This window comes from Fictibacillus sp. Mic-4, from assembly GCF_049843615.1.
Lineage (GTDB): Bacteria > Bacillota > Bacilli > Bacillales > Fictibacillaceae > Fictibacillus_A > Fictibacillus_A gelatini.
In genome coordinates, this window is record NZ_JBBHZM010000017.1 from 1 (window position 1) to 26250 (window position 26250).

The 26250-nt window shown below is 41.4% G+C and carries 21 protein-coding genes and 1 other RNA gene; 16 read left to right on the forward strand and 6 right to left on the reverse strand.

Annotation, left to right across the window (positions count from 1 at the left end):
* Window positions 1–271: 271 nt before the first annotated feature.
* The 6 genes from WD019_RS12135 (at window position 272) to WD019_RS12160 (ending at window position 6870) form a co-directional block, all read left to right on the forward strand.
* A complete protein-coding gene (locus WD019_RS12135) occupies window positions 272–598 on the forward strand; it encodes a hypothetical protein (RefSeq protein ID WP_425711668.1) in 327 nt (108 codons plus the stop codon).
* A 117-nt stretch (window positions 599–715) separates the two neighbouring features.
* Complete coding sequence (locus WD019_RS12140; RefSeq protein WP_425711669.1) at window positions 716–1951, forward strand: YecA family protein; 1236 nt, start codon at window positions 716–718, stop codon at window positions 1949–1951.
* Between the two features lie 374 nt (window positions 1952–2325).
* On the forward strand, window positions 2326–3048 hold the full coding sequence (locus WD019_RS12145; RefSeq protein ID WP_425711670.1) for a DUF3952 domain-containing protein: 723 nt from the start codon (window positions 2326–2328) through the stop codon (window positions 3046–3048).
* Window positions 3049–3258: 210 nt separating this feature from the next.
* Window positions 3259–4746: an MDR family MFS transporter gene (locus WD019_RS12150; protein WP_026677573.1), complete on the forward strand. Its 1488-nt coding sequence runs from the start codon at window positions 3259–3261 to the stop codon at window positions 4744–4746.
* A 235-nt stretch (window positions 4747–4981) separates the two neighbouring features.
* The gene (locus WD019_RS12155; RefSeq protein WP_026677574.1) at window positions 4982–5260 is read left to right on the forward strand and encodes a biotin/lipoyl-containing protein; all 279 of its coding nucleotides are present in this window, start codon (window positions 4982–4984) and stop codon (window positions 5258–5260) included.
* Window positions 5261–5331: 71 nt separating this feature from the next.
* Window positions 5332–6870, forward strand: a complete 1539-nt coding sequence (locus tag WD019_RS12160; RefSeq protein WP_425711671.1) for an FAD-dependent oxidoreductase — start codon at window positions 5332–5334, stop codon at window positions 6868–6870.
* A gap of 39 nt (window positions 6871–6909) precedes the next feature.
* Here WD019_RS12160 and WD019_RS12165 read toward each other — a convergent pair whose 3' ends face one another.
* Both WD019_RS12165 and WD019_RS12170 read right to left on the reverse strand, forming a co-directional pair.
* Window positions 6910–7800: a cation diffusion facilitator family transporter gene (locus WD019_RS12165; RefSeq protein WP_026677576.1), complete on the reverse strand. Its 891-nt coding sequence runs from the start codon at window positions 7798–7800 to the stop codon at window positions 6910–6912.
* Between the two features lie 172 nt (window positions 7801–7972).
* A complete protein-coding gene (locus tag WD019_RS12170; RefSeq protein ID WP_425711709.1) occupies window positions 7973–9241 on the reverse strand; it encodes an amidohydrolase family protein in 1269 nt (422 codons plus the stop codon).
* A gap of 164 nt (window positions 9242–9405) precedes the next feature.
* On the opposite strand from WD019_RS12170, the gene WD019_RS12175 reads away from it, so the two are divergent.
* From WD019_RS12175 to ssrA, 6 genes are all read left to right on the forward strand, one after another.
* Window positions 9406–10170, forward strand: coding sequence for a CPBP family intramembrane glutamic endopeptidase (locus WD019_RS12175; protein ID WP_026677578.1), 765 nt, complete (start codon window positions 9406–9408; stop codon window positions 10168–10170).
* A gap of 77 nt (window positions 10171–10247) precedes the next feature.
* A complete protein-coding gene (secG, locus tag WD019_RS12180) occupies window positions 10248–10478 on the forward strand; it encodes a preprotein translocase subunit SecG (RefSeq protein ID WP_026677579.1) in 231 nt (76 codons plus the stop codon).
* A gap of 143 nt (window positions 10479–10621) precedes the next feature.
* On the forward strand, window positions 10622–11371 hold the full coding sequence (locus tag WD019_RS12185) for an alpha/beta hydrolase (protein WP_026677580.1): 750 nt from the start codon (window positions 10622–10624) through the stop codon (window positions 11369–11371).
* Between the two features lie 99 nt (window positions 11372–11470).
* Window positions 11471–13765, forward strand: coding sequence for a ribonuclease R (rnr, locus tag WD019_RS12190; protein WP_425711672.1), 2295 nt, complete (start codon window positions 11471–11473; stop codon window positions 13763–13765).
* Window positions 13766–13919: 154 nt separating this feature from the next.
* Window positions 13920–14387 carry an SsrA-binding protein SmpB gene (smpB, locus tag WD019_RS12195; protein ID WP_026677582.1) on the forward strand — a complete coding sequence of 156 codons (468 nt, stop codon included), beginning with the start codon at window positions 13920–13922 and terminating at the stop codon, window positions 14385–14387.
* Between the two features lie 174 nt (window positions 14388–14561).
* Window positions 14562–14899, forward strand: a transfer-messenger RNA (tmRNA) gene (ssrA, locus tag WD019_RS12200).
* A gap of 340 nt (window positions 14900–15239) precedes the next feature.
* Here the strand turns inward: ssrA and WD019_RS12205 are convergent.
* On the reverse strand, window positions 15240–15647 hold the full coding sequence (locus tag WD019_RS12205) for an LAGLIDADG family homing endonuclease (protein WP_026677583.1): 408 nt from the start codon (window positions 15645–15647) through the stop codon (window positions 15240–15242).
* Window positions 15648–15860: 213 nt separating this feature from the next.
* Between WD019_RS12205 and WD019_RS12210 the strand changes: the two genes are divergently transcribed.
* Window positions 15861–16193 carry a hypothetical protein gene (locus WD019_RS12210; protein WP_425711673.1) on the forward strand — a complete coding sequence of 111 codons (333 nt, stop codon included), beginning with the start codon at window positions 15861–15863 and terminating at the stop codon, window positions 16191–16193.
* 322 nt (window positions 16194–16515) lie between these two features.
* Here WD019_RS12210 and WD019_RS12215 read toward each other — a convergent pair whose 3' ends face one another.
* Window positions 16516–17418 (reverse strand): LysR family transcriptional regulator, encoded by a 903-nt coding sequence (locus WD019_RS12215; protein WP_026677585.1) that lies wholly within the window; start codon window positions 17416–17418, stop codon window positions 16516–16518.
* Window positions 17419–17545: 127 nt separating this feature from the next.
* Between WD019_RS12215 and gltB the strand changes: the two genes are divergently transcribed.
* From gltB to WD019_RS12230, 3 genes are all read left to right on the forward strand, one after another.
* Window positions 17546–22108, forward strand: a complete 4563-nt coding sequence (gene gltB, locus WD019_RS12220) for a glutamate synthase large subunit (protein WP_425711674.1) — start codon at window positions 17546–17548, stop codon at window positions 22106–22108.
* Between the two features lie 12 nt (window positions 22109–22120).
* On the forward strand, window positions 22121–23605 hold the full coding sequence (locus WD019_RS12225; RefSeq protein WP_425711675.1) for a glutamate synthase subunit beta: 1485 nt from the start codon (window positions 22121–22123) through the stop codon (window positions 23603–23605).
* A gap of 129 nt (window positions 23606–23734) precedes the next feature.
* Window positions 23735–24310, forward strand: a complete 576-nt coding sequence (locus WD019_RS12230) for a nitroreductase family protein (protein ID WP_425711676.1) — start codon at window positions 23735–23737, stop codon at window positions 24308–24310.
* A gap of 78 nt (window positions 24311–24388) precedes the next feature.
* On the opposite strand, the gene WD019_RS12235 is transcribed toward WD019_RS12230, so the two are convergent.
* Together WD019_RS12235 and WD019_RS12240 are read right to left on the reverse strand one after the other, a co-directional pair.
* A complete protein-coding gene (locus WD019_RS12235; RefSeq protein WP_425711677.1) occupies window positions 24389–25015 on the reverse strand; it encodes a class I SAM-dependent methyltransferase in 627 nt (208 codons plus the stop codon).
* Between the two features lie 442 nt (window positions 25016–25457).
* Window positions 25458–26249, reverse strand: a complete 792-nt coding sequence (locus WD019_RS12240) for a serine/threonine protein kinase (protein ID WP_425711678.1) — start codon at window positions 26247–26249, stop codon at window positions 25458–25460.
* Window position 26250: the final 1 nt, after the last annotated feature.

Here is a 26250-nt window from a genome sequence, read left to right on the forward strand (position 1 = left end):
GGAAGAAACTACTTTCCGTATTACTATTGATCTCAATCCTATGACAGTCAGTGGATGTTCACCATCCGACAGCTCTTCATTAAAGTAAAATTGGATTCGATGGAATATATAATACCGTTAAAAATAATGCAATAGGAGTAGTCGGAACAAGTTCCGAAACGAGTATTGAAAAAGGAACGGGTAGGAAAAAACAATAAAAAAGAATAGTTCTCCTGAATTTAAGGTTAGTTATTCTAACAATCAGTTTATAAATGATAAAACGAAAAAACCATTGGATCTAGTATTTATTTTTGATAAACTTCAAGGAATTGAAAAAGTTAAACCATCAAAATGTACATACGGCTTAGATGAACCACCATCTGTTTCTTATAATTTGAATGAAAAACAAATTAATGAAATTATAAATGACGATTTAAAAATTAAATATACTACTTTTAAAAAAGCTATTATTTCTATGAATTTGCAAAAGACAAAAAAGGGAATGCAAAATAAAAAAAAAGATAAGAATGGACAGGTTATAAGTTATGATATGGGTAACAGTATTTTTTTAGAGAGTGGTAATCTTGATGCTAAGAATAAATTTCAAGAGAAGGGATGATGTCTATGACAGTTGAAACAATGATTTAACTTCTGATAAAGGCAAGTTAGTTTTAGCAAAAAGTATCCACGGGAAATAGTTGAAACTTTTTGATTCAAATTTAGATTGGAGTTTACAATGAATAACAGAATGGATAAAAAAACTAGGAATCAATTATTAAAAGCGCTAGAAAATGCAAAAACGCATCACAGGCAGTTAGAAATTAGACGGGAACAACGGCTTTGGAAGAAGATTGAACTACCATGCAAGCTTTATACCATACTCCGTTCATTGACAAAGAACGAATTGGATGTGATTCGTAAAAATCTCAATCTTAGAGGAATGAGCTCCTTGAAGAAAGATGAGTTAGCACGTGAACTTGAACGAGCTATACCCATTTGTTTTAAACTCGTTTTATCCGTTTTCGATCAGGAAAGATACGAACTCATTCGAAAAATTATAAAAAATTCCGGAGTATTGCCTATTGACGATGAATTTCCGATTTCAAAAATTGAATCGCTGATGGGGTACGGGATTATTTTTCCCGTTATAAAAAAGGAAAAAAAGATCTTAACGATACCGACTGAACTTTGCGTTGAATTTGAACATATCGATGACACAGAACTTCAAGAAAAAATTCGCAGGAACACAGAATGGATTCTCCTTACCCATGGATTACTTTATTACTATGGGGTATTGAATACATCCAAAATCCTGGATAGGATTAGGTCGCTAACAGAGCAAAAGGTAGAGATTGGTGAATATTTGCATGTTATCCATACAGCAAGTGACTATTATGATCAAGTAAGATTCTCTAATGGATATCTCAAAGATCATAGGATTTTTGATGAAAAGAAAATCATCGATCAACATAAAATGAGATCCGATATCGACTATTACCCGTTTTCAAAGAAACAGCTTTTAAAAGCGGGAGTTCCGGGATATATCGAAAAAACTCCGGCAATGAAAAAATTTCTTCGATTTTTGTTGGAACATTATGATCTTACCGCCGGGGAAACGGATGAAATCGCGATACAAATGAATAATATAATTCATATGGACTTGGAGCCGTCGATGATGTTTCAATATTTGCAAAGTCGGTTAGAGTTTCCTTCATTTGAATTTGTTCAGCAATTAACGGAAAAAATGATGGATGTTTATAATAATTCTCATATGTGGGTTCTTAAAGGTTATACCCCTGCTGAGTTGTCTAAAAAAGAGAAAACACACTTGAATCCTGTGCCATCCGAACCTTTCGGACAGGCCGGAACCGGTACAAAGGAAAGAGGGAACAGCCGTAAAATAGGACGCAATGATCCTTGCCCGTGCGGGAGTGGGAAGAAATATAAGAAGTGTTGCGGAAAAGATCAATAAGACCGATTTTTAGATAGATACATTGCTTTTCATAGCACTTGCGGCGCTGCGCGTCTTTGCTATTATTCTAATGAGAAAACGTAAAAAGAAACATTTTAAGGTTTAGCTAAATCTATTTCAAATGCCCGTATATTAATTAATATACGGGCATTTATCATATACTGATTTTGAAGAAGGATTTGGCATGATCTGAAAGTTATTAATAGTTTATAGATTGTAATGCACTCGAATGGTTGTTCCGGGGTACTAGAAAAAGATAGTACTTTAATTATGGCTCTGCTTAAGTAAAATAATAGTTAAAGCCAGGAGTAAAATCTTTCCGCAAATTCTTTAAATAAATAAGGAAAAATTTAATCAATAAACAAGGGGAAACAATGAAAAAAGTATTTTTTATCCTACTGTTGTCGGCGGTAATCAGTCTATTAAGTGGCTGCCTGTTCATTAAAGAGATTGACTATCATGCGATTGCAAAAGATTTAAATGAAAAGAACATGACATCCATTATGCGTGCGAAAAACGGACATTCGGAATATCATCAGGATGCTTATGTGATTACTTCGTCACCAGCAGAAAAAAACCAAATAAAAAAGGAAACAGATGAAATCTATTTTGAAGGAATATATAATACCGCCATAAATTCAGCTGCAGGAAAGGCGGTAAAAAGTTTTGATGTTAGTATCGAAAAGGGGAATGAAGAAAAGCAAATTAAAGAAGAAAGTTCAAAAGAGTTTAAAGTACGTTATGCAAATAATCAATATGTAAATCAAGAAACAAATAAGACGCTTAACTTGCAATTTATGCTTGATAAACTCCAAGGAATTGAAAAGGTGAAGCCAAAACATTATGAGTACGGTTTAGACGAGCCCCCTTCTCTTGCTTACAATTTAAATGAACAAGAGTTTAACAAGATTATAAATGATGATTTGAAGATTGATTATGATAAATTTAAAGGAGCTTTGATTTCAATTAGATTGCAAGAAGATAAACCAAAGCGCCTTTTTATTACAGATATTTCGGTCAGTGTTGAATGGCAGAAAAAGAATAAGAAAGGTCAATGGATCGATTATTTTTATGATAATACCGTAGATTTAAACTGACTCTGGCAATTATATGCAAAGGAGAGGAAATAGATAATTCCTTCTCAAGACTTAGGATGATTTCGAACACGCAACATATAATATAAAGGATAAACAAGCACTCAGTTGATCCAACTTGAGTGTTTTTCATTTTGGAGCAAACTTCTTGACGTCTATTCTTGCATTATTTATAGTTTTAAGTATAAAAAGTATAAATAATAAGTGAGGTTCATGATGAAATCTAATCGAAAAGTAGTGATGATTGCGTTAATGATGGCGACATTTTTGACGGCAATCGAAGGAACGATCGTAAGTACGGCGATGCCGAAAATCGTTAGTGATTTAAAAGGCATTGAGCTGATGAACTGGGTGTTTTCCATCTTTTTGCTTATTTCGGCGACCGCCGTCCCGATCTTCGGAAAGCTTTCGGACCTATTCGGGCGAAAAAGCATTTTCATTGTTGGAACACTGATCTTTTTATTAGGCTCCACACTGTGCGGATTTTCGCAGTCGATGCAGCAATTGATCTGGTTCCGCGCTCTACAAGGAGTTGGAGCAGGAGCGATTTTGCCTGTAACTTCAACCATTATTGGTGATATTTTTCCGGTCGAACAACGGGCGAAAATGATGGGATTCATGGGAATGATCTGGGGAATTGCCGGAATTACAGGACCGCTTGTCGGCGGATTTTTTGTTGACCAAATTTCCTGGCACTGGATTTTCTTTATGAACATTCCATTTGGGATTGTAGCGATCATCATGATTGCCGTTTCATTAAAAGAGTCGATTGAGAAGAAGAAGCATCATATCGATTATTTAGGCGCAATTACGTTTGCTATTAGTATGATCAGCCTTTTATATGCCCTGCAAAAAGGCGGTGAAGAACATAAGTGGACAACTCCGACAATGCTTGGCTTATTTGCCTCCTTTATCGCATTTCTGCTTATCTTTTTATGGATCGAATCAAAAGTGAAAGAACCGATGATGCCTCTTGAATTGTTCCGTTCAAAAGTAATGGCTGTATCGAACGCGGCTGCCTTTTTAGTTAGCAGTGTTTTAATTGGTTTAATGGTTTATATCCCGATGTGGGTACAGGGCGTGTTAGGACAGGGAGCGACTAGAGCAGGCTTCGCTTCCACTCCGATGTCACTCACCTGGATGCTCGGTTCGTTTTTATGCGGCCGCATGTTAGTGAAAAATGGCCAGCGAGCCGTTGGGCTGCTAGGTACTTTTGTCATCATTGCCGGGACAGTTTGTTTATCGTTTTTTCAAAAAGACAGCATGGAATTCTGGTTTTATCCGATTACCGCACTGATCGGTCTCGGCTTCGGGCTTGTTATCACCTTATTTACCGTAAGTAGCCAGGCGGCCGTCGATTGGTCAAAACGCGGAGTGGCAACCGCGTCCAATACCTTTTTCCGAACCCTCGGCCAAACGATCGGCGCAGCGCTATTTGGAACGTATTTTAATGCAACGCTATCAAATGAAATCGCACGTCATCCCGATTTGACAATGGGACAAATGAACCAATTGATCAACCCGGAAGGAACGAATGCATTGCCGGCTAAGATAGAAGCCGTTCTTCGCGAAATTCTTGTATCAGGCTTGCACCATATTTTTCTCGTATTAATTATTATCGCCGTTATCGCTATGCTTATCTCGGCCAACTTGCCCCGTGAAACACTTGAATCCAAAAAAGAAAAACAACATACAGCATAATTTTGAGGGAGGCTACCGTGGAGGCGGTGGCCTCCCTTTTTTCTGTTAAACTGTCCATTCAATGATGCATAGTCTATTCAATTCTTAATATATATTTTGTAAAACGCTTACGCCAAATATTGCTCGAAATTCGTTTTTCATCTGGCATGAAACTTGCAACAATCATCTGATAAAACGTGCAACTATTTTAAAAAGTTGGACGATAAAGTGGGGAAAAAGGAGGGCATTTTAAATGATGATTCAAGAAATCGTAACAAGCCGCTGGGATAACCGGGAGATTGTGCCGTGTCCGTCGTATGGTGTTGTGGAAGAAATTATTGTTCAGCCAGGTGACCGGATTTACGAATGGGAGCCTTTGTTTACTATTAAAAAAATCCAGGGCTCTTTAGAACAAATTACTGTAGGCGTAAGCGGCATCGTTGATTCGTTAAAGGTGAAAAAAGGCGATAAAGTTACGCCAGGTACGGTATTGGCAACGATTAAAGACGATCTTTTTGTGTCAGGAAGCGATTAAGAAAAGTATGCATGAACTCCTTGTTAGTTGGAAAAATTATGTAGAGGACAACTGAACAAGGAGGAACATTCATGACTGATAATTACAAGGATCATAAACAGATGCCCCAGTTTCCGGAGCCATACTGGAGGGAATCTGCAGAATTGCCGCGCTTTAACCAACTAAAAGAAGATATAGATGTTCACATTGCGATCGTTGGCGGAGGAATATCCGGAATAACGACAGCCTATTTGCTAATAAAAGAAGGATTCAAAGTTGCCATGATCGATGCCGGAAATCTTTTAAATGGAACAACGGGGCATACGACTGCAAAAATTACTGCCCAACATGGTCTCATTTATGATGAACTCATTTCGAATATAGGAGAAGAAAAGGCAAGAAACTATTATGATGCGAATATAGAAGCAATGAAGTTCATCCAATCAACCATTCAGGAAAATCATATCGATTGTGATTTCAGTGAGGAAGACGCCTACATTTTTACAAATGATGACCAATATGTCGATAAATTGAAGAAAGAAATCGAAGCGTATAGGAAGCTTGGGATAAATGGTGAATTTCTAGAGAGCCTTCCTCTCGATTTCTCGATAAAAGCGGCTGTCAAAATGAATAATCAAGCGCAGTTCCACCCGTTAAAATATTTAAAGAAACTAATTGAAGATATTACAAATCAAGGCGGGCTGATCTTTGAAAATACAACGGCGGTGCGTGTCGAAAGAGGGGATCGTCCGATCATTTATACGAGGGACGGACATGCGATCACATGTGATCAGCTCATTTCATGTTCTCATTTTCCGTTTTACGATGGCGGTTTTTACTTTTCAAGAATGTATGCCGAGCGTTCTTACGTCATTGCCGTGAAAACGGAAAAAGAATACCCTGGCGGCATGTATATTAATGCGGAACAGCCTACCCGCTCATTACGCTATACGATGTATAACGGCGAAAAATTGCTTCTTATTGGCGGTGAAAATCATAAGGCAGGCCAGGGCATCCCGACCATTCAACATTACGAGGCTCTTGAAGAATTTGCGAACGAAACATTCGGGATCAAAGACTATTTGTTCCGCTGGTCAACCCAGGATTTAACGACATTGGACAAGATTCCATATGTCGGGCGAATTTCTTCCGGGAAACCGAACATTTTTGTTGCCACAGGCTATCGAAAGTGGGGAATGACGAACAGCACGGCTGCTGCATTATTGCTTAGAGATTTAATCATTCAAAAAGAAAATCGTTATGAAGAACTTTATACGCCATCCCGGTTCGATGCGGAGCCGAGCGTAAAAAATTTCCTGATCCAAAATGCGGATGTCGCGAAACATTTAATCGAAGGAAAGCTAGAGTATGCACTTAGAAGCGCCGATGATCTTGAGAACGACGAGGGATCTGTCGTCAATGTGGACGGCAAACGAGCCGGCGCCTATAAAGACGAAAAAGGTGAGGTTCATCTAGTTGATACAACGTGCACACATATGGGCTGTGAAATTGAATGGAACTCCGGTGACCGCACATGGGATTGTCCGTGTCATGGTTCAAGATTTTCAATTACAGGTGAAGTGATCGAAGGTCCCGCTAAGCGGCCGCTAAAGAAAATTGATCCTATTTAAAAAAGAAGCTAAGCCCAAATCGCCGGGCTTAGCTTCTTCTCAATCTTCGTAATAAGGGTTGAGATGAATAAGCACTTCCTGAATGTTATCGTATTTTTCCATCAGCCTCTTCTTAATCGCTCTTCCTAAGTCATGCCCTTCCTTAATGGTTTTCTCATGATCGATCGAGATTCTTAAATCAACAAGAATATAATGGCCATGTTCTCTTGCGCGGATCCGGTCAATTCGCTTAACCTCTGGAAACTTGAAAACGATGGATTCATATTGACGGATCAATTCCTGATTTACATTCCGCTCAAGCAGTATATTGAACGATTCAGAAAGCATTTCTTTTGCAATTTTAAAGATGAGATAAGCGACAAAAATACTGGCGACTTTGTCAGCATAAAGAAGAACATTCACATTTTCGCTTTGCCCGATGATGGATATCGACACACCGACAGCTGCAGCGATTGAGGCGACAATGTCTGCCTTATGGTCATAGGCAATCGCTTCGATCGCCTTGCTGTTATATTTTTGCGAAACTTTTAAGGAGTAAAGATATAAAAGTTGTTTTGCAAAAAAGGAGAATAACGCTACCCACATTGCCATTAAATCAGGAGCTTTAACGGGATGGAAAAAACCTAATACCGCCTCAACGATAATATATAATGAAACTAAAAGTAAAAGAATCCCAACGATTCCTGAAATAATGACTTCCGCTTTTCCATGCCCGTATGGATGTTCTTTATCGGGCGGTTTGTTCGCAATCCCAATAACGAACAATACGATCACGGAAGCGAAAACATCGGCGGCTGAATGAATACCGTCTGCAAATACTGCATCACTTCCGCTGCGAAAGCCGAAGAGAAGCTTGCCTACCATTAATACAACGTTGCTCCATACACTGATCCAGGCTACTTTTTTACCAATTGATTCTCGTAACTCCATTTACATCCTCCAGAACAAAACTAGATATTTATCTTATCAAATCCTGTAATGGTGAGTCTACAGCAAAAAAGTAGCCCTATTTTACAGAAATAAGCGGATTCAAACACTATTGTATCCAAACTTCTTTTTTGGATTCGAGCAAAAAAACAGGAAAATAAAGTTATCGCTGAAATTATGTCCATCCTAATTTTTGCTTAAAGTGTGCCACTTCATGGATAATTCGCTCTTCATCAAGCGTTAAACAGTTACCGTCCGACACAATTTTTTCTCCGGCGATAATAACATCTGATACATCTTTTCCGCTTGCGGCATAGACGAGATGTGAAAGAACTTCTTCCGCCGGCTGCAAATGAGGTTTATTTGTTGGATCGATAGTAATAAAATCAGCGCATTTCCCGGCTTCAATCGAACCGACGTCCAGCATGCCTATAGCTTTTGCACCTGTTTTTGTGGCTAGTGAAAGAGTTGTTTCAACAGGCATTACGGTAGCATTTTGGTGAAGTCCTTTTTGCAATAGAGCAGCAATGCGCATTTCCTCAAACATGTCTAAATTATTATTAGAAGCAACACTGTCTGTGGCGATCCCGACTTTTATCCCGGATTGAAGCATGGCGTGGACATCCGCAATCCCAGACCCAAGTTTTAAGTTACTATTCGGGTTATGTGCGACCCTGGCGTCACACTCTGCTAAAAATGCACGTTCATCTTTATTTAATACGACTCCGTGTGCCATTATCGTTGGTTGATGAAACAAACCGTGACGTGCCGCATGCTCAACCGGTCTTGCCCCATATTGTTTTTCAATTTCCTGAACTTCATAGACGTTTTCTGAGACGTGTATATGAATCATCGCTTGATTTTCAGAAGCGATGCGGGCACACTCTTCCAACATTTCGGGAGAACAAGTATAAGTGCTATGGGGGGCAACCATTGTTGTTACTCTTCCGTTCTTGTTATGGTATCGTTTAATAAAGGCTTCGGTTTCCCGGATGGTGTGGCTTTGCTCTTCTTTCGTTCCAAAACTAAAGAATGTCGGCGAAACGGCCGCACGCATTCCGCTTTTTTGGACGGTCTCAAAGATTAAATCGGAATCAATTCCAATCGGGTTAAACATATCGGAAAACGTTGTTGTCCCGCTTTTGACCATTTCGAGCAAACCAAGTTCCGTACTGGAAGCCGCAAGCTCCGGGGTGAATTGACGCTCAAGAGGCCAAATCCGGGTTTCAAGCCATGGCTGAAGCAACATGTCATCGCCAATTCCTCTTAATATCGTCATAACGACATGCGTATGCGTGTTCACAAGGCCAGGCAACACCCATTTTCCGTTTAAATCAATTTTTTTATCTATTTTGAAAGAGGGGGTTCCTTTGCCTACTTCTAAAATCTTATCTTTCTCAATAACAATATAGCCGTTCTTTAACACTTCATTTTTATCATTCATTGTAACGATTGTGCCATTTATATAGACTGTTTTCAAAAAGCAGCATCTCCTTAGTTATCTGTAGCTTTCTTCATTTTAACGGTTCATTCATTGTTTTTCCTCTTTACGTATCTAAATGTGGTATGATTTGTTTGATATTGGTTGAACAAAGGAGCAAAAATGAAATGTTCTTTTATTGTTTGCTGTTTTTATATATGGTGGCCATTGAACCTATTAAAGGAAAGAAGGACTATTTGCAATTTAAACGGGAAGTGACTGAAAATCCTTCTTACAGGATCAGCTATTACCGTAAAATTATTTTCTCAAGCTGGACGCTTGTTATTCTTTTATTGATAGGAATGTGGTTTGAGGAAACGGCTTTTTCTGATATAGGGTTAAATGCCATCAGGTTAAAATCAAATTCTTTTCATGCCCCGGTCAACAGTGTCTTTATCGGAGTATTAATCGGTGTCATCGTTGCTCTTTTTTTGCCTGTTATTTTATCAAAGTATAGCAAAAAATATCAGGATTCTCTCTTTTCACAATTGAACGGCATAGAAGAGCTTCTGCCCTCAACTAACAAAGAACGATGGTGGTGGATGGTTGTTTCGCTGACCGCCGGAATAACAGAGGAGATTTTGTATCGGGGATTTCTTTATTATAGTTTCCATCGGATATTTCCGGGGGCTTCGATCTGGAGCATCGTATGTTTATCCGCCGTTATCTTTGGACTGGCACACGCTTATCAAGGAATTAAGGGAATGGCCCTTGCGGTGTATTTAGGCGCCATTTTAGGATTAATCTATATTGAATTTGATTCACTTCTGCCCGCTATGTTTATTCACGTGCTATTTGACCTGCGGCTGATTGCGCTTCTGCCAGGAGGACGGAGACGGGAAAAAGAAAATGGATTTGAACCTTACATTGTCCAAAAAAAGCGAGTCGATTGATGAAAGCGCGTTGCTTAAAGACTGGTGGATATGATAAAGTTAAACGTAGAAATGTGCGACATGTGGGGGTGTGACGAATGCAGACTTTAACAACCATTTTACTTGTCATCGTATCTATTGCGCTAATTATTGTAGTATTACTCCAATCCGGCAAAGCGGCTGGTCTTTCTGGAGCGATTACGGGCGGTGCGGAACAGCTATTCGGAAAGCAAAAAGCTCGCGGGATTGATGCTGTGCTGAATAGAATTACCGTGATTTTGGCGACTTTATTTTTCTTGCTTGCAATCGCAGTCGCTTATTTCGTTTAATGAGGAGCCGGGGTGGATGAATGCGATCCATCCCGGTTTTTCTTTTCACATGATACCGTAATGATTGTGAATCCAACAAAACGGGTAAAATAATTAGTAGATGAAAAATACATAGGAGACATGTTTAAGGGAGAGAGACAACAATGAGATACACATTGCCAAAACCATTTTTATGGGAAGAAGGGAAACGGGCTGTGCTTTTATTGCACGGATTTACAGGGAGCTCAGCAGATGTGCGCATGCTGGGGCGGTACTTGCAAAAAAAGGGTTATACGTGCCATGCGCCGCATTATAAAGGGCATGCCGTACCGCCTGAAGAACTCCTACATACAGGACCGGATGACTGGTGGCAAGATGTAATGGGAGGCTATAACCTTTTAAAAGAAAAAGGGTATGAGGAAATCGCGGTTTGCGGGCTTTCGTTAGGTGGCGTTTTTTCTCTAAAGCTGGCAGCAAGCCATCCGGTAAAAGGCGTTATTCCGATGTGCGCGCCAATGAATGCAAAAACGGAAGAAAAGATTTATGAAGGTGTTCTTGAATACGCCCGCGAATTTAAAGGAAGAGAAGATAAAACTGAGGAACAGATTGAACAGGAAATGGAAGAATTTAAAAAAATACCGATGAATACGCTCAACGAATTAAGAGAGCTCATTACGGGCGTACGAAATTCGGTGGATATGGTATACGCTCCGACATTTGTCGTTCAGGCAAGACATGATGAAATGATTGACATTAATTCTGCAAATATTATTTATGAAGAAGTGCAAAGTACGGTTAAAAAAATAAAATGGTACGAGCATTCCACTCATGTCATAACACTTGGAAAAGAAAAAGAACAGCTCCACGAAGATATTTACGAATTTCTTGAAAGCCTCGATTGGAGTGTGGAATAGTTCATTTTTCCTTTCTAAGTAAGAGAAGCTTCTTTTGCAATCGATGCAAAAGGGAGCTGCGAATGGAGCGAATTCGTTTCCAGGAAAGGATGGACGAAATTGAATAAGCAAAAGATTCTTTCGTTTATGAAAGAAGAAGCGTACAAACCACTGACTGTCCAAGAATTAGAAGAAGCTTTTCAAATTACGGATGCTGCAGATTTCCGTACGCTTGTTATTACATTAAATGAATTAGAGGATGAAGGGTTAGTCGTTCGAACACGGACTAACCGATATGGTTTGCCGGAAAAGATGAATCTCGTCAAAGGGAAGGTTCAGGGACATTCAAAAGGCTTTGCCTTTGTTATCCGTGAAGATTCAGACGAGAAAGATATTTATATTTCCCAGTCTGATATGAATGGAGCAATGAGCGGTGATACAGTCTTAGTCCGCTTAAGCCCGGTTTCTTCAGGTAGCCGTCCTGAAGGAACCATTATCCGGATATTAGAGCGCGGCGTAACGGAAGTTGTTGGAACCTTTCAAGAAAGTCGTAATTTCGGCTTTGTCATTCCGGATGACAAAAGAATTCCGAATGATGTTTTCATCCCGGCTGAAAGTGTGAATGGCGCGGTAGAAGGCCATAAAGTCGTTGCCCGGATTACGAAATATCCTGAAGGCCGCCATAGTGCGGAAGGGGAAATCATTCATATTTTAGGGCATAAAAATGATCCTGGTGTGGATATTCTCTCGGTCATTTATAAGCATGGACTGCCGCGCGAATTTCCGGAAGAAGTGTTGGAACAGGCAAACAGTGTACCTGATACGATCGATCCGAAAGATCTCGAAGGAAGAAGGGATCTTCGCGACGAAACAATTGTCACGATTGACGGGGAAGATGCAAAAGACCTTGACGACGCTGTAAATGTTGTGAAGTTGGATAACGGGAACTACAAGCTCGGGGTTCATATTGCCGATGTCAGCCATTACGTTAAGGAAGGTTCTCCGATTGATAAAGAAGCGCTTGAGCGCGGGACGAGTGTTTATTTGGTTGACCGTGTCATCCCGATGATACCGCATCGCCTGTCGAACGGAATTTGTTCGTTAAATCCAAACGTCGACAGATTAACGATTTCTTGTGAAATGGAAATTACACCGGAGGGAGAAGTCGTCAATCACGATATTTTCCCTAGCGTCATCCGTACGACGGAACGGATGACGTACACAAATGTCCGAAAAATATTGCAGGATGAGGACGAAGAAGTTACGAAACGATATGAAGCGCTTATTCAGTTTTTTAAGCAAATGGGCGAATTGGCCGAAATCTTAAGGAAAAAACGCTTCGCCCGCGGAGCGATTGACTTTGATTTTAGCGAGGCAAAAGTGCTTGTTAATGAAGAAAGCGTACCGAAAGATGTCATCTTACGCGAACGCTCAGTGGCAGAACGGCTGATTGAAGAATTTATGCTCTGCGCGAATGAAACTATCGCTGAACACTTCCATTGGCTGGACCTTCCGTTTATGTACCGGATTCACGAAGATCCGGATGAAGAAAAATTGGCCCGCTTCCTTGAATTTATAACGATTTTTGGATATGTCGTAAAAGGAGCCGCCAATGAAATCCATCCGCGTGCTCTTCAGCAACTTTTAGAAGAGGTTAAGGGCGAGCCTGAAGAAATGGTCATCAGCAAGATTATGCTTCGTTCGATGAAACAGGCGAAGTATGATCCACAGTCGCTTGGACATTATGGTTTGGCCGCAGAATTTTACACGCATTTCACATCACCGATACGCCGTTACCCGGACTTAATCGTTCATCGATTAATTCGAACGTATTTAATCGAGAAAAAAACCGATGCGGAAACAATCGCTCATTGGAAAGGGCGTCTTGGCGAAATTGCTAAACATGCGTCGGAAATGGAACGACGTGCCGTTGATGCGGAGCGGGAAACAGACGATTTGAAAAAGGCCGAGTTTATGCAAGATAAGATCGGCGAAGAGTTTGACGGTGTCATCAGCAGTGTGACGAACTTCGGCCTGTTCGTAGAGCTTCCGAATACAATAGAAGGCCTTGTCCATGTCAGTTACTTAACTGATGACTATTACCATTTTGATGAAAAATATATGGCCATGATCGGGGAACGGACGGGAAACGTCTTCCGCATTGGAGATGAGATTTCTGTTCGCGTTGTTGCCGTGAACCTTGATGAACGGTCGATTGATTTTGAAATTGTCGGCATGAAAGGAACGCCGCGACGAAAAGGAAAAGAGCGCCCGCGTGTTATCGAAGGCGGAGGCGGCCGGAAAAAGAAAACGCGCAAGCCGGAAAACGAACGAAACGGCAATGGCTCGAAAAAAGGGAAAAAACAGCCGTTCTATAAACCGGTTGCGAAAAAGAAAAAGAAGAAAAAGAAATAACGGGTCAGGAAACGTCGGTTATTGACGTTTCCTGACCAATTTAGTATAATGATTCATGCGCTTGTTCGGCCGGGCTCGAGCGGCAAAAGCTTAATTAAGAATAGGGCTTTGTGCTTTTGGCAAGCCGCTTTAAGCTAATGGGAGGTTGGGTGTTATGCCTAAAGGAGAAGGAAAGGTTGTCGCGCAAAATAAAAAGGCAAGGCATGATTATCATATTGAAGAAACGTTTGAAGCCGGAATTGTGCTGCAAGGTACTGAAATCAAGTCGATTCGTGCCGGTAAAGCAAACTTAAAAGATTCGTTTGCGAAAGTGCAAAATGGTGAGCTTTTCCTTCATAATATGCATATTAGCCCTTATGAACAGGGAAACCGCTTCAACCATGACCCGCTCCGGACGAGAAAGCTTCTTCTTCATAAGAAAGAAATTAATAAGCTGCTTGGGCAAACGAAAGAGCAGGGCTATTCGATTGTCCCGCTTAAAATGTATTTAAAAAACGGCTTTGCAAAAGTATTAATCGGCCTTGCAAAAGGGAAGAAGAATTACGATAAACGGGAAGACTTAAAGAAAAAAGCGGCAAAACGTGAAATCGAGCGTGCTTTCCGTGAAAAGCAAAAAATGTAAGTTTTACAGAAGCTTACAATTGAAAGGTGCCTTTAATGGTGCTATACTAAGTATACAATTGAATAGGGGCAATAAGCTCTTACTCTTTGTAATGTGCCAGTTAGAAAACTTCGGAGAATGGACTTGAGAATCTAACCTCTCACCTCCAACTTCCAACTTCTAATATGGGGACGTTACGGATTCGACAGGGGTAGTTCGAGCTTAAGTTGCGAGTCGAGGGGGTCGGCCTCGTAAAAACGCCAAAGCCAATAACTGGCAAAACAAACAATAACTACGCTTTAGCTGCCTAATAGCACTTTAGCGGTTCCTCCCTCCATCGCCCATGTGGTAGGGTAAGGGACTCACTCGTAGTGGGCTACGCCGGCTGTCCTCCGCCTGAGGACGAAGGAAGAGAACAATCAGGCTAGCGCTTTGGAAGCCTGTCGGTAGGCAGAAAAAGCTGCGAAGCGCCAATATATCGACTACACTCGTAGAAGCTTAAGTGCCGTTGCCTTTGGACGTGGGTTCGATTAGTAAATAGTCGCCTTGTGTGGCAACACGCAAGTGAAAATCCGGCTTAATCGGTGAAACCTAAGTCACTAATGAATGGTGATAAGGCAATGCCGAGCGGTATGTGGAGCAATCCAACAGCCGTGTATCGACTTATAGGCTGCCTCCTAAAGAGGTAGTACTAGGATGCGAAATTCTGCTTGTTTTGTACAAGTAAATTTACATTTCGCATAAGACGCCGGAGGACCTGACAATGCCAGGTTCAAGATATAGTCAGTGCCATGACGAAAGCATGGATCGGCACGTCCCACCGTCTCCACCATACATAGTTGATAAACAGACCAGCTTCGCCGTTGGTCTGTTTTAAATTTTGAAGAAATACTCTTCAAATTTTAATTTCTTTCTTAAAGATTCCTTATTGTATTTTCCATTTCGGGGAGTTACCGAGTCATAATTCTCGAGTATCCACCTGGCTCGATCCCTTTTTTGATTAACCCTCAAGTAAGGCAATATTAGTCTTAAAATAGTGAAAACCTCTTCCTTTTTCTTGATATATAAAGTATACGAATTTTTGTGTTTTTCAGGTTTATAGTTTTTTTTATTATTTATTACCCCACCAGTTAAACTTTGAATATAAATGAGAAGATCTTTATCTGTTGAAGAAATAGAGATACATGGTCGACGATGTTCTTTCTCGTGCATTCTCGTTAAAGTGATGCTGCCTTCTCCATCTATAATTCCAGCAATGTAAGAGGCTTCCCAACTTTTCATTGATCTTTCTCCTCGGATTATATTTAAGAACGTACGTTCACATTATATTTTAATGGATAAATCCAATTATTTCAATTTTTTAAAAAGGTAGGGGTTTTGTATCTAACGCTTTCCTATCGAAAGCATGAAAATTGTTCAATTGCTCAAACACCTAATCCAAATTGAACATTGATGAATATGCTGAAACTGATAATAATACGAGGAGGAGTAGGCATGGATCATTACAAAAAGGATATGTATCCGGGCGCAGCAAGCGGCTATGATCATAAAAAATATATGCATGACCTATGTGCAAGATATATCGGGCAAAACATTGAACTAGAAACGACCGACGGCGTCATTCACCATGGCACGCTTCACAGCTATGATAATGAAAACTTGTACTTGCTTATGAGGGCGAGAGACGGGGAAAATTATTCCGGAAGCGAACGGATTTTTCCAGGCTTCGGATTTGGCTTCCCCGGTTTCTTTCCGGGCTTCGGTTTATGGGGCTTCCCTTTCTGGGGCATAAGACGATTCGGTCCGTTTTTCCCGTTTTGGTGGTAAAAGAGGTGGCTGGATATTTCCAGTCACCTCTTTTTCTGTCTTTTTTTGCTCACTTTTTACATACTTCAATTAAAAAAGTCGATGTTGGAAAATAAAATGTTGATTTCCGACAATAAAGGTTCTCGATTGGAAAATAAAAAACGTCAATAGGAAAATAAATAGCTCCTATTTTTCTAAAACAGAAAATTTTTTTCCGGAAAGTGAGTTTTATTTTCCAAAATGCAAAATTTATTTTCCAAAGGAAAGAATTTATTTTCCGGGACGTAAAAAAACGTCGTTCGCAGCGCATTTTTCCTAAAATCGGCGGCTGGCTGCTTCGATGTTATTGGTACCCCTGAAGAACAGAAAAGAATTCTTTCACAAATTGATAAAAGACTTGTTCGGATGGCGCAAGGTCGCGGTTTTTCGGAACGATAATCCCAACGTTGCGCACAACCTGGGGCATTTCGATCGGAATTTTAGTTGTAAAGTGCGGCGTTGTTTCGTAAACCGTGCTTTCGGGTAATAAAGTAACACCAATGCCTGCGGAAACAAGTCCTTTAATCGCATCAAAATCTTCGCCCTCGGATGAGATTTTCGGTGCAAATCCTGATTGCCTGCACGCATCAACAGCGATTTTGCGCAAGATAAACCCTTCAGGAAAAAGGACAAATGCGTCATTGCGCAGCTCGCTAAGATGAAGTTTTTTCTTTTTCGCATGCGGATGGTTAAGAGGAAGGAGAGCGACGATGTTCTCGGTAAATAAAATTTCCCCTTTAATTTCTGTTTCATCGCTTGGAATCGGGCCGATCAAGGCTAAATCAATATCCCCGTTTTTAACCGCATCGATCAGAAAGTTATACGACCCTTGCCGCAAGTGAAAGGCAACATTCGGGTGCTTATCTTTAAAAGCAGAGATAACCGTAGGTAATGTATGGCTTGCCAGGCTTGTTGGAAAGCCGATTTTAACGGTTCCACGGTCAGGATCTAAATATTCATCTATTTTTTGTTTCGCAAAATCGATCGCCTTCAATGCATACTCCACATGTTCTAAAAATTGTTTCCCGATTCTCGTTAATTTCACATTTCGCCCTTCACGCTCAAATAAATTCACCCCAAGTTCATCTTCTAAATTAGCGATTTGACGGCTGACTGCAGATTGAGCAACATGAAGATTATCCGCCGCTTCCGATACATGTTCCCGTTTGGCCACTTCAACAAAATAACGCAATTGACGTAGTTCCATTATTGTCCTCCAGTTATTGTTCTCAAAATGAGATTGATCTTATCTAAATTATATATTGTTTATATTGATTTTGAAAATTAAAATAAAAGTACCATTAAAAACGGAAAATCGAATGGAGGGAAGACAGATGAAACTGAACGGATTACCTCACGCACAAGGTCTGTACCGTCCAGAATTTGAACATGATGCATGCGGAATTGGCTTATATGCTCATTTAAAAGGAAAAGCGTCTTACGAAATCGTTGAAAAAGGACTTCATATGCTCTGCCAGATGGAACACCGCGGAGGGCAGGGAAGCGATCCGGAAACCGGAGATGGAGCCGGAATTATGGTGCAAATCCCACATCTTTATTTTTCAGAAGTTTGCGACTTTAATATACCTCAAAAAGGGCGTTATGGGGTCGGAATGATTTTCTTGCCTCAAGATGAAGAAACAAGAAAAAAGTATGAACTACTTATCAATGAAATGATTAAACGAGAAGGGTTAGTGCTTCTGGGGTGGAGAACAGTTCCTGTAACTATTGATAAAGTCGGCAAGGTGGCAAGAGACACGCGCCCATTTATCCGCCAGGTATTTATAAGTGCCGATGAAAAAATAACGAATGATTTACAACTTGAACGAAAATTATATGTGATTCGGAAACAAATTGAAAAAACGGTAAAGGAAGGAGAAGATGGATTATACATTGCGAGTTTGTCGAGCCGGACGATTGTCTACAAAGGGCTATTAACTCCAGAGCAAGTAAAAGGATTTTACGACGATTTAAACGATGCACGTTTCAAGTCAGCTTTTGCGCTTGTTCACTCTCGCTTTAGCACGAATACGTTCCCGAGCTGGGAACGAGCGCATCCTAACCGCTATTTAGCCCATAATGGCGAAATTAATACACTTCGCGGAAATATGAATTGGATGAAAGCGCGTGAAAGACAATTTGCGACGGAAGTGTTTGGGACGGATCTTTCAACAATCACTCCAATTCTTGATGCAAATGGCAGTGACTCATCTATTTTAGATAATGCCTTTGAATTTTTTGTATTGGCCGGACGTACACCCGCGCATAGCGCGATGATGCTTATTCCTGAACCGTGGGCAAACAACGATTCAATCGAAGGGGAGAAAAAAGCATTTTATCAATACCATAGCTGCTTAATGGAGCCGTGGGATGGACCGACAGCTATTTCTTTTACAGACGGAAAGCAAATCGGTGCGATACTTGACCGAAATGGACTGCGCCCGGCGCGTTATTATGTGACTAAAGATGACTACATCGTATTTGCATCCGAAGTTGGTGTCATTGATGTTGCGGAGGAAAACATCCTTTATAAAGAGCGTTTAAATCCTGGAAAGATGCTGTTGATCGATTTAGAAGAAGGCCGCATCCTTTCTGATCAAGAAGTAAAAGAAGAGTTAGCTCAAGAACAACCATACGGGCAGTGGATCGATAACCAATTGCTTACTTTAGATGAACTGCCTGCACCCCGCCATGTCCAAAAAGTGGACGATATTTTTAAAATGCAAAAAGCATTCGGCTATACGTATGAAGAAGTTGAAAAAACGCTTATTCCGATCGTCACCGAAGGAAAAGACCCGATTGGATCGATGGGAAATGATACTCCGCTTGCCGTATTATCGGATCGTCCGCAATCTCTCTTTAACTATTTCAAGCAATTGTTTGCCCAGGTCACCAATCCGCCGATAGATGCCATTCGTGAGGAAATTGTGACCTCTACAGTTTCATTTTTAGGCAGAGAAGGAAACTTGCTAAAGCCCAATGAACAGTCCTGCCGTCGCATTCAATTAGAAACTCCGATCCTTTCGAATGAACAATTGGAAAAGCTTAAAGGAAATCCATATCCTGAATTTAAAAGCTGCACGATTCCGATGTTGTTTACTGACGATTTAGAGGAAGCGCTGGAAAACTTATTTTCGTCAGCTGAAAAGGCGATGGAGGAAGGGGCAACGCTACTTGTGCTTTCAGACAGGGGAGTTGATAGCGAAAATATTGCCATTCCGGCATTACTGGCGGGAAGCGCTCTTCACCAGCATCTCATTCGCAAAGGAACGCGGACAAACGCCAGCATCATCATCGAAACAGGGGAAGCGAGAGAAGTTCACCATTTCGCAGCTTTGATTGGCTTCGGCGTAGATGCCATCAACCCATATTTAGTGTTTGAGACGCTTAATCAATTGGTTAGTGAAGGCACTTTGGCAGCAAGCCAAGAAGAAGCTGTACAAATTTATACGAAAGCAGTAACCGATGGTGTCGTAAAAGTCATGTCGAAAATGGGAATATCAACTGTCCAGAGCTACCGCGGAGCGCAAATTTTTGAAGCGGTCGGCATTGGAAGTGAAGTCATCGACCGCTATTTTACCGGAACAGCTTCCCAATTGGGCGGCATTGGTTTAGATGTCATCGCGAAAGAAGCAAAACTCAAACACGCTTCGGCATTTAGCGGACATTATCAAGATAAGACACTTGATACAGGAAGCGATTTTCAATGGAGAAAAAACGGCGAGCACCACGCGTTTAATCCGAGCACGATTCATACGCTTCAATGGGCCTGCCGAAAAGGAGATTATGAGCTATTTAAAAAATATACAAAAATGGCCGATGATGAGCGGGTGACTTTTTTACGGAATCTCTTTACTTTTAAAGAAAACAGACAACCCGTTCCGATTGACGAAGTGGAGCCGGTTGAATCGATTGTGAAACGGTTTAAAACCGGTGCAATGTCTTACGGTGCATTGAGCCAGGAAGCGCATGAAGCGTTAGCGATTGCCATGAACCGTCTCGGCGCTAAAAGCAACAGCGGAGAAGGCGGAGAAGACCCGAAACGCTATTTCCGGGATAAAAACGGCGATCTCAGAAAGAGTGCCATCAAGCAAATTGCATCAGGGCGCTTTGGTGTCACAAGCCATTATTTAGTTCACGCTGATGAACTGCAAATTAAAATGGCGCAAGGAGCCAAACCGGGTGAAGGCGGTCAGCTTCCGGGCGAAAAAGTGTATCCATGGATCGCCGATGTTCGCGGTTCCACAACAGGAGTTGGCTTAATTTCACCACCGCCGCATCATGACATTTATTCCATTGAAGATTTGGCTCAGCTGATTCACGATTTGAAAAACGCCAATCGCCAGGCCCGCATTAGTGTAAAACTTGTTGCCAAATCAGGCGTTGGAACGATTGCTGCAGGTGTCGCAAAAGCGGCCGCGGATGTGATTGTTATTAGCGGCTATGACGGCGGAACAGGCGCATCGCCTAAAACGAGCATTAAACATGCCGGGCTGCCGTGGGAACTCGGGCTATCTGAAACCCACCAAACGTTAATGTTAAATGGTCTTCGCGATCGCGTCGTTTTAGAAACAGACGGGAAGTTAATGACCGGCCGCGATGTCGTCATGGCAGCTTTACTCGGGGCGGAAGAATTCGGTTTTGCAACGGCACCGCTAGTTGTCCTCGGATGTGTCATGATGCGAGCCTGCCATTTAGATACGTGTCCGGTTGGGGTGGCCACACAAAATCCGGAGCTTCGCAAAAAGTTTATGGGAGAACCGGAGCATATTGTTAATTTCATGCGATTTATCGCTCAGGAAATGCGCGAAATCATGGCGCAGCTCGGATTCAGGACAGTCGAAGAAATGGTTGGGCGGACAGATCTGTTGACGGTTGGCGAGCGTGCGAAAAATCATTGGAAAGCAAAGCATCTGGATCTGGCTAAATTGCTTTATCAACCTGAGGGTCCGCGCACATTCAGCAAACCGCAAGACCATAAAATTGAGCAAACGTTAGATATGAAAGAAATTTTGCCGCAAGTTAAGCAGGCGCTTGATTTCGGGCAGCCGGTCGTTCTTCATTATCCGATTAAAAATATTCATCGGGTTGTTGGAACGATTGTCGGCAGTGAAGTAACGAAGCGTTATGGTGAAAAGGGATTGCCTGCCGATACAATTAACCTCCATTTCTCGGGTTCAGCCGGACAAAGCTTCGGGGCATTTGTGCCAAAAGGCATGACATTGAATCTTACCGGGGACGCCAATGATTATGTCGGCAAGGGGTTATCAGGAGGAAAAATCATCGTCCGCACGCCAAAAGGGGCAATGGTCGCACACGGAGAGAATGTCATTATCGGCAATGTCGCCTTTTACGGTGCAACATCGGGTGAAGCGTATATTCAAGGAAGAGCCGGAGAGCGTTTCTGTGTAAGAAACAGTGGAGTAAATGCCGTTGTTGAAGGCGTCGGTGACCATGGATGCGAATATATGACTGGGGGCCGCGTTGTCGTCCTCGGATCGGTTGGCAGAAATTTTGCCGCCGGTATGTCAGGAGGCGTTGCCTATGTGTTCGCTGATGATACAGAACATTTCAAATCGTTATGCAACAAAGAAATGGTTTTATTTGAGACATTGGACGAAGAACAAGAAGTTAGCGAAGTTCGTGAAATGATCGAACAACATTACCAATATACAGAAAGTACAAAAGCGTCCTTCGTGCTTCATCATTGGGATGAAGTTGTTAAAAAGTTTGTAAAGGTCATTCCGAAAGACTATAAACGGATGATGGAAACGATCGAAAAAATGAGAGAAGCCGGTTTGCCGGAAGAAGAAGCGGTGCTGGCAGCTTTTGAAGGTAGCCAAAAAAGCGAAAAGCCGAATGCGGCAAACGATGTTTTCAAAGTTTTAGCTAACTAAAGGAGTGAGAAGATGGGGAAACAGGCAGGATTTATTGAATTTGAACGTGAAGAGCAGGCAGAGCGCAATCCTCTTTCTCGCCTTGAAGATTGGAAAGAATATACGTTTCCTCTTTCCGATCAAGCATTGCAAAGACAGGGGGCCCGCTGCATGGATTGCGGGACTCCGTTTTGTCACATGGGAATGGAGATTAACGGGGCGACATCGGGCTGTCCCCTTCATAACTTAATACCGGAGTGGAATGATTTAGTTTATAAAGGTAGATGGAGAGAAGCACTAGAACGGCTGTTAAAAACAAATAACTTCCCGGAATTTACCGGCCGCGTTTGTCCGGCTCCTTGTGAAGGCTCATGTACAGTGGCCATTCATGATGATCCGGCAGTGGCGATAAAAAATATAGAGAGAGCGATCATTGACAAAGGATTTGAGGAAGGCTGGATTACCCCTCGAATCCCTCAGTTTAGGACTGGAAAGAAAATCGCTGTTGTCGGTTCAGGTCCGGCGGGGCTAGCCAGCGCGGATCAATTAAATCAGGCGGGGCATTCGGTCACGGTTTTCGAACGTTCTGACCGTATCGGCGGACTTTTGATGTACGGGATTCCGAACATGAAATTAGAGAAAGAAATTGTTGAACGAAGAGTCCGTCTTCTTGAACAAGAAGGAATTGAGTTTGTTGTCAACACAGAAGTTGGCAAAGATATAACCGCCGATCAACTGAAATCTCAATATGATGCCGTTGTCCTTTGTATCGGAGCGCAAAAACAGCGCGATTTACTCGTTGAAGGGCGAGAACTAAACGGCGTTCATTTTGCGATGGATTATTTGACAGAAACGACGAAAAGCTTCTTAAATTCAAATTTTAGCGAAGAACCATCCATTCATGCAGAAGGAAAAAATGTCATCGTCATCGGTGGCGGCGATACAGGAGCGGACTGTGTGGCAACAGCTCTTCGCCAAAAGTGCAAAAGCGTTGTTCAGTTCGGGAAACACCCGCAATTAACCGGAACGAGAAAGCCTGACAATTTGTGGCCGGAACCGCCGCTTGTTTTCACGCTTGACTATGCTTATAAAGAAGCAGAAATGAAATTCGGAAAAGACCCTCGCCAATATTGCATTCAAACGAACAAAATCGTCGGCGATGAAAATGGAAATGTGAAAGAATTGCATACGATCCAAATGGAAAAAGTAATGGGGGAAAATGGCAAGGTTGTCTTTAAAGAAATTCCGGGCACGGAAAAAGTGTGGCCTGCGGAGCTAGTCTTTATTTCAATTGGTTTTGAAGGACCGGAACAACCGCTATTAAAACAATTTGGTGTCGAAGTGGAGAACCGCAAAGTGAAAGCAGAATATGGAAAGTATACGACAAACGTTGATGGTGTGTTTGCGGCGGGTGATGCAAGACGAGGACAAAGCCTAATCGTCTGGGCGATTAACGAAGGCCGCGAAGCAGCACGAGAAGTTGACCGCTATTTAATGGGAGCCTCCAACTTGCCATAAAAGCTGATGGGAAAACGATATTCCCATCAGCTTTATTTTTTGCCCGGATTCAATAAGTTGAAAATTCTATACTAAAAAAGTACAATTTGATTGAAAACAATTCTCATTCTCGTATATCGGAGGCTTTCTATGCAAAACTATGAAATAAAAAAAGAAAACTCGGTAGCGGATGTTATCAAAGCAAGGAGATCCATTAAACGTTTTACAAATGAGCCGGTATCAGAAAGTTTACTTGTTGAGCTATTGAATACCGCTATTTGGGCCCCTAATCATAAATTAAGAGAGCCGTGGAGATTTATTGCGTTTAAAGACAATGGGCGAGAGCGGCTATTGAATGCGGCATTAAGCACAGTATCTAGCGACAAAAAGGAGCTAAGCCGGGAAAAGTTCCAAAAGAAAATCATGAATGCGCCGCTTCATCTCGTCATTGTCATGCACGTTGACCCGCGGCAAAAGCAATATGACGAAGATTTTGCCGCTACATCTGCGTGCGTCCAAAATTTAATGTTGGCTGCATGGGAAAAAGGTCTCGGGACGATTTGGAAAACACCTGCATATATTAATGAACCTGTTTTTCGCGAACAGATCGGGGTAGCGGATGGAGAGAAAATCATCGGCATCATCCAAATGGGGACTCCTGAAATGATTCCATCCCCGCAACAACGAACAAAGGCCGAGGAAAAACTGACGATCATTTCCGAATAGCAGAAAAAGAGCTGCAAAAACAACAGCTCTTTTTTGCTTGTTCTAAACTCTATTCCCTGGAAAGGTGTGTAAGTTTTCTTATTTACGCGCTAAAACGGCCCAATGGCAAGGAGCGGTTTGCCGCCAGCATAAATCTGAGAACCCGGCATGCCTGAGCATTGCGTCAAGATCATGAACAATCGGATAGTCTTCTGTGGAATCCCATTTGTTTGCCATTTTTCGCCTTGCTTCGTCCATTGCGGCAGAAGAAGGAAACATAATATCCAATAGGAGAAGTTTTCCCCCGGGTTTAAGAATCCGATAAATTTCCGCACAAGCTTTTTCCCTTTCATTTGGAAGAACTTCGTGGAAACAGAAGCTTGAAATGAGAGAATGAAACCTTTCATTCGAATGACCTGTCTCTGTAAATGTTCCTTTCTGCAAATGGTAGCGGGGATGTTTGCTGCGGCATTGTTTAAGCATTTCTTCAGACAAATCGATTCCCCAAATAAGATCGTCATTTTGGCTGAGTAATGAAGCAAAAGCGCCGGTCCCAATTCCGATATCAAGAATTAAATGGCTATCATCAACCTGTAACATTCGGCTCGCTTCTTCTAAACTATGATTATATCCAAATAAAGGGCCAGAAGCGTTTTCTAAGTCCTGTTCATATGTTTTCGCCCAATTATCGAAAAGTTGCTGCGTCGACTCTTTGTTTCTTAACAAAAAATTTTCCTCCTTTAATGCTTGTTCCCTCCAATAGCTGTTATAAAATCCTTTCTATTATTCATCATTACGACCACCTCATTTTTAAATGTTACCGTCTACATTCGCTTCTTGCTTTAAAATTCCTGCTAAACAGCCGCTATTATTAAAAAAATGACTCGAATATTACAAATGTTACATTTGTGTTGCAATAGGGTGTCTTTTGTGGTTTAATATGTATAGAAAATCTATTAAACATACATAATTGAAGGAGTGATTACTAATGGAAAAGTCAAACGTATCATTAACTGGAGCAGGACTATTAGAATTATTAGGAGGATCAGCGGCCATTACCGTATTAATGGTAGTTTTGGCGAATTTCTTAGGTTAATCACTTATTTATATCATAAGAGAACTGGCCATCATTATTGATGGCCAGTTGTTTTTTCTATAACCTTTAATTTTAAGTGAGCAGAAATAAGCAATCTTGAACTTCACGAATAAGCTCTTCTGCCGTTTCATATGGTTCATCGATTTGGAGCATCCGCCCTATGATCGATTTTGTTTGTTTTCCTAGCTTCAACTCATTTTCCCAGCTATTTTCGCTAGTTGAAAGAGGTTCATAGCTTGAGTAGAGCAAAAAGAGAACGAAATGGCCGAGAGCGTAAAAATCGCTTTTAAATGAAATGTCACGGAATAACTTTTTTTCTTCTGTCATTTTCTTCATATCACACTGTTTTCGATCATTGATGAATCGGGCCAATCCAAAATCAATGATATAGATTCGCCCGTTTTTCATCATAATGTTCGGTATGCGCAAATCACGATGGACGACGCCTTGTTTATGAAAATAGTTGACGATTTCAAGGACATTTAAAAGGATGCTGAACGATGTTTTTTCATCATACACTTGCCCTTCATGAAAAATGAGGTCTTCAAAGTTTTTTCCCTTTATATGTTCCATGACGAGCATATAATGCTTTTCTTCTTGGAAATAATCGATAAATTTCGGGATGGAAGGATGGTTCAATTTCTGTAACATAGCGGCTTCTCTTTTAAAAGCATTCAGACTGGCAATGAACCCTTTCCTTCGCCGCAGCTGTTTAATGACGACTTCTTCATTTTCTCTTAGATTATAAGCTTCATAAGCTATTCCGTAACTTCCTTTGCCTAAAAAGGAAGCAATTTTATATTGGCCTTTTAGTACTGTTCCGTTTTTGAATGGCCGCTCCAATAAGCCGAAAAGAGCCTTCATC

What these genes read in the sequence shown, in the direction of transcription:
- WD019_RS12205 (WP_026677583.1), bottom strand. Translation starts at nt 15,647, where the DNA reads ATGAAAAGTTGGGAAGCCTCTTACATTGCTGGAATTATAGATGGAGAA.
- WD019_RS12170 (WP_425711709.1), bottom strand. Translation starts at nt 9,241, where the DNA reads ATGAATGATAAAAATGAAGTGTTAAAGAACGGCTATATTGTTATTGAG.
- WD019_RS12155 (WP_026677574.1), top strand. Translation starts at nt 4,982, where the DNA reads ATGATTCAAGAAATCGTAACAAGCCGCTGGGATAACCGGGAGATTGTG.
- gltB (WP_425711674.1), top strand. Translation starts at nt 17,546, where the DNA reads ATGAAACTGAACGGATTACCTCACGCACAAGGTCTGTACCGTCCAGAA.
- WD019_RS12230 (WP_425711676.1), top strand. Translation starts at nt 23,735, where the DNA reads ATGCAAAACTATGAAATAAAAAAAGAAAACTCGGTAGCGGATGTTATC.
- smpB (WP_026677582.1), top strand. Translation starts at nt 13,920, where the DNA reads ATGCCTAAAGGAGAAGGAAAGGTTGTCGCGCAAAATAAAAAGGCAAGG.
- WD019_RS12210 (WP_425711673.1), top strand. Translation starts at nt 15,861, where the DNA reads ATGGATCATTACAAAAAGGATATGTATCCGGGCGCAGCAAGCGGCTAT.
- WD019_RS12175 (WP_026677578.1), top strand. Translation starts at nt 9,406, where the DNA reads ATGTTCTTTTATTGTTTGCTGTTTTTATATATGGTGGCCATTGAACCT.
- WD019_RS12150 (WP_026677573.1), top strand. Translation starts at nt 3,259, where the DNA reads ATGATGAAATCTAATCGAAAAGTAGTGATGATTGCGTTAATGATGGCG.
- WD019_RS12215 (WP_026677585.1), bottom strand. Translation starts at nt 17,418, where the DNA reads ATGGAACTACGTCAATTGCGTTATTTTGTTGAAGTGGCCAAACGGGAA.
- WD019_RS12240 (WP_425711678.1), bottom strand. Translation starts at nt 26,249, where the DNA reads ATGAAGGCTCTTTTCGGCTTATTGGAGCGGCCATTCAAAAACGGAACA.
- WD019_RS12165 (WP_026677576.1), bottom strand. Translation starts at nt 7,800, where the DNA reads ATGGAGTTACGAGAATCAATTGGTAAAAAAGTAGCCTGGATCAGTGTA.
- WD019_RS12145 (WP_425711670.1), top strand. Translation starts at nt 2,326, where the DNA reads ATGAAAAAAGTATTTTTTATCCTACTGTTGTCGGCGGTAATCAGTCTA.
- WD019_RS12140 (WP_425711669.1), top strand. Translation starts at nt 716, where the DNA reads ATGAATAACAGAATGGATAAAAAAACTAGGAATCAATTATTAAAAGCG.
- WD019_RS12225 (WP_425711675.1), top strand. Translation starts at nt 22,121, where the DNA reads ATGGGGAAACAGGCAGGATTTATTGAATTTGAACGTGAAGAGCAGGCA.
- WD019_RS12185 (WP_026677580.1), top strand. Translation starts at nt 10,622, where the DNA reads ATGAGATACACATTGCCAAAACCATTTTTATGGGAAGAAGGGAAACGG.
- WD019_RS12160 (WP_425711671.1), top strand. Translation starts at nt 5,332, where the DNA reads ATGACTGATAATTACAAGGATCATAAACAGATGCCCCAGTTTCCGGAG.
- secG (WP_026677579.1), top strand. Translation starts at nt 10,248, where the DNA reads ATGCAGACTTTAACAACCATTTTACTTGTCATCGTATCTATTGCGCTA.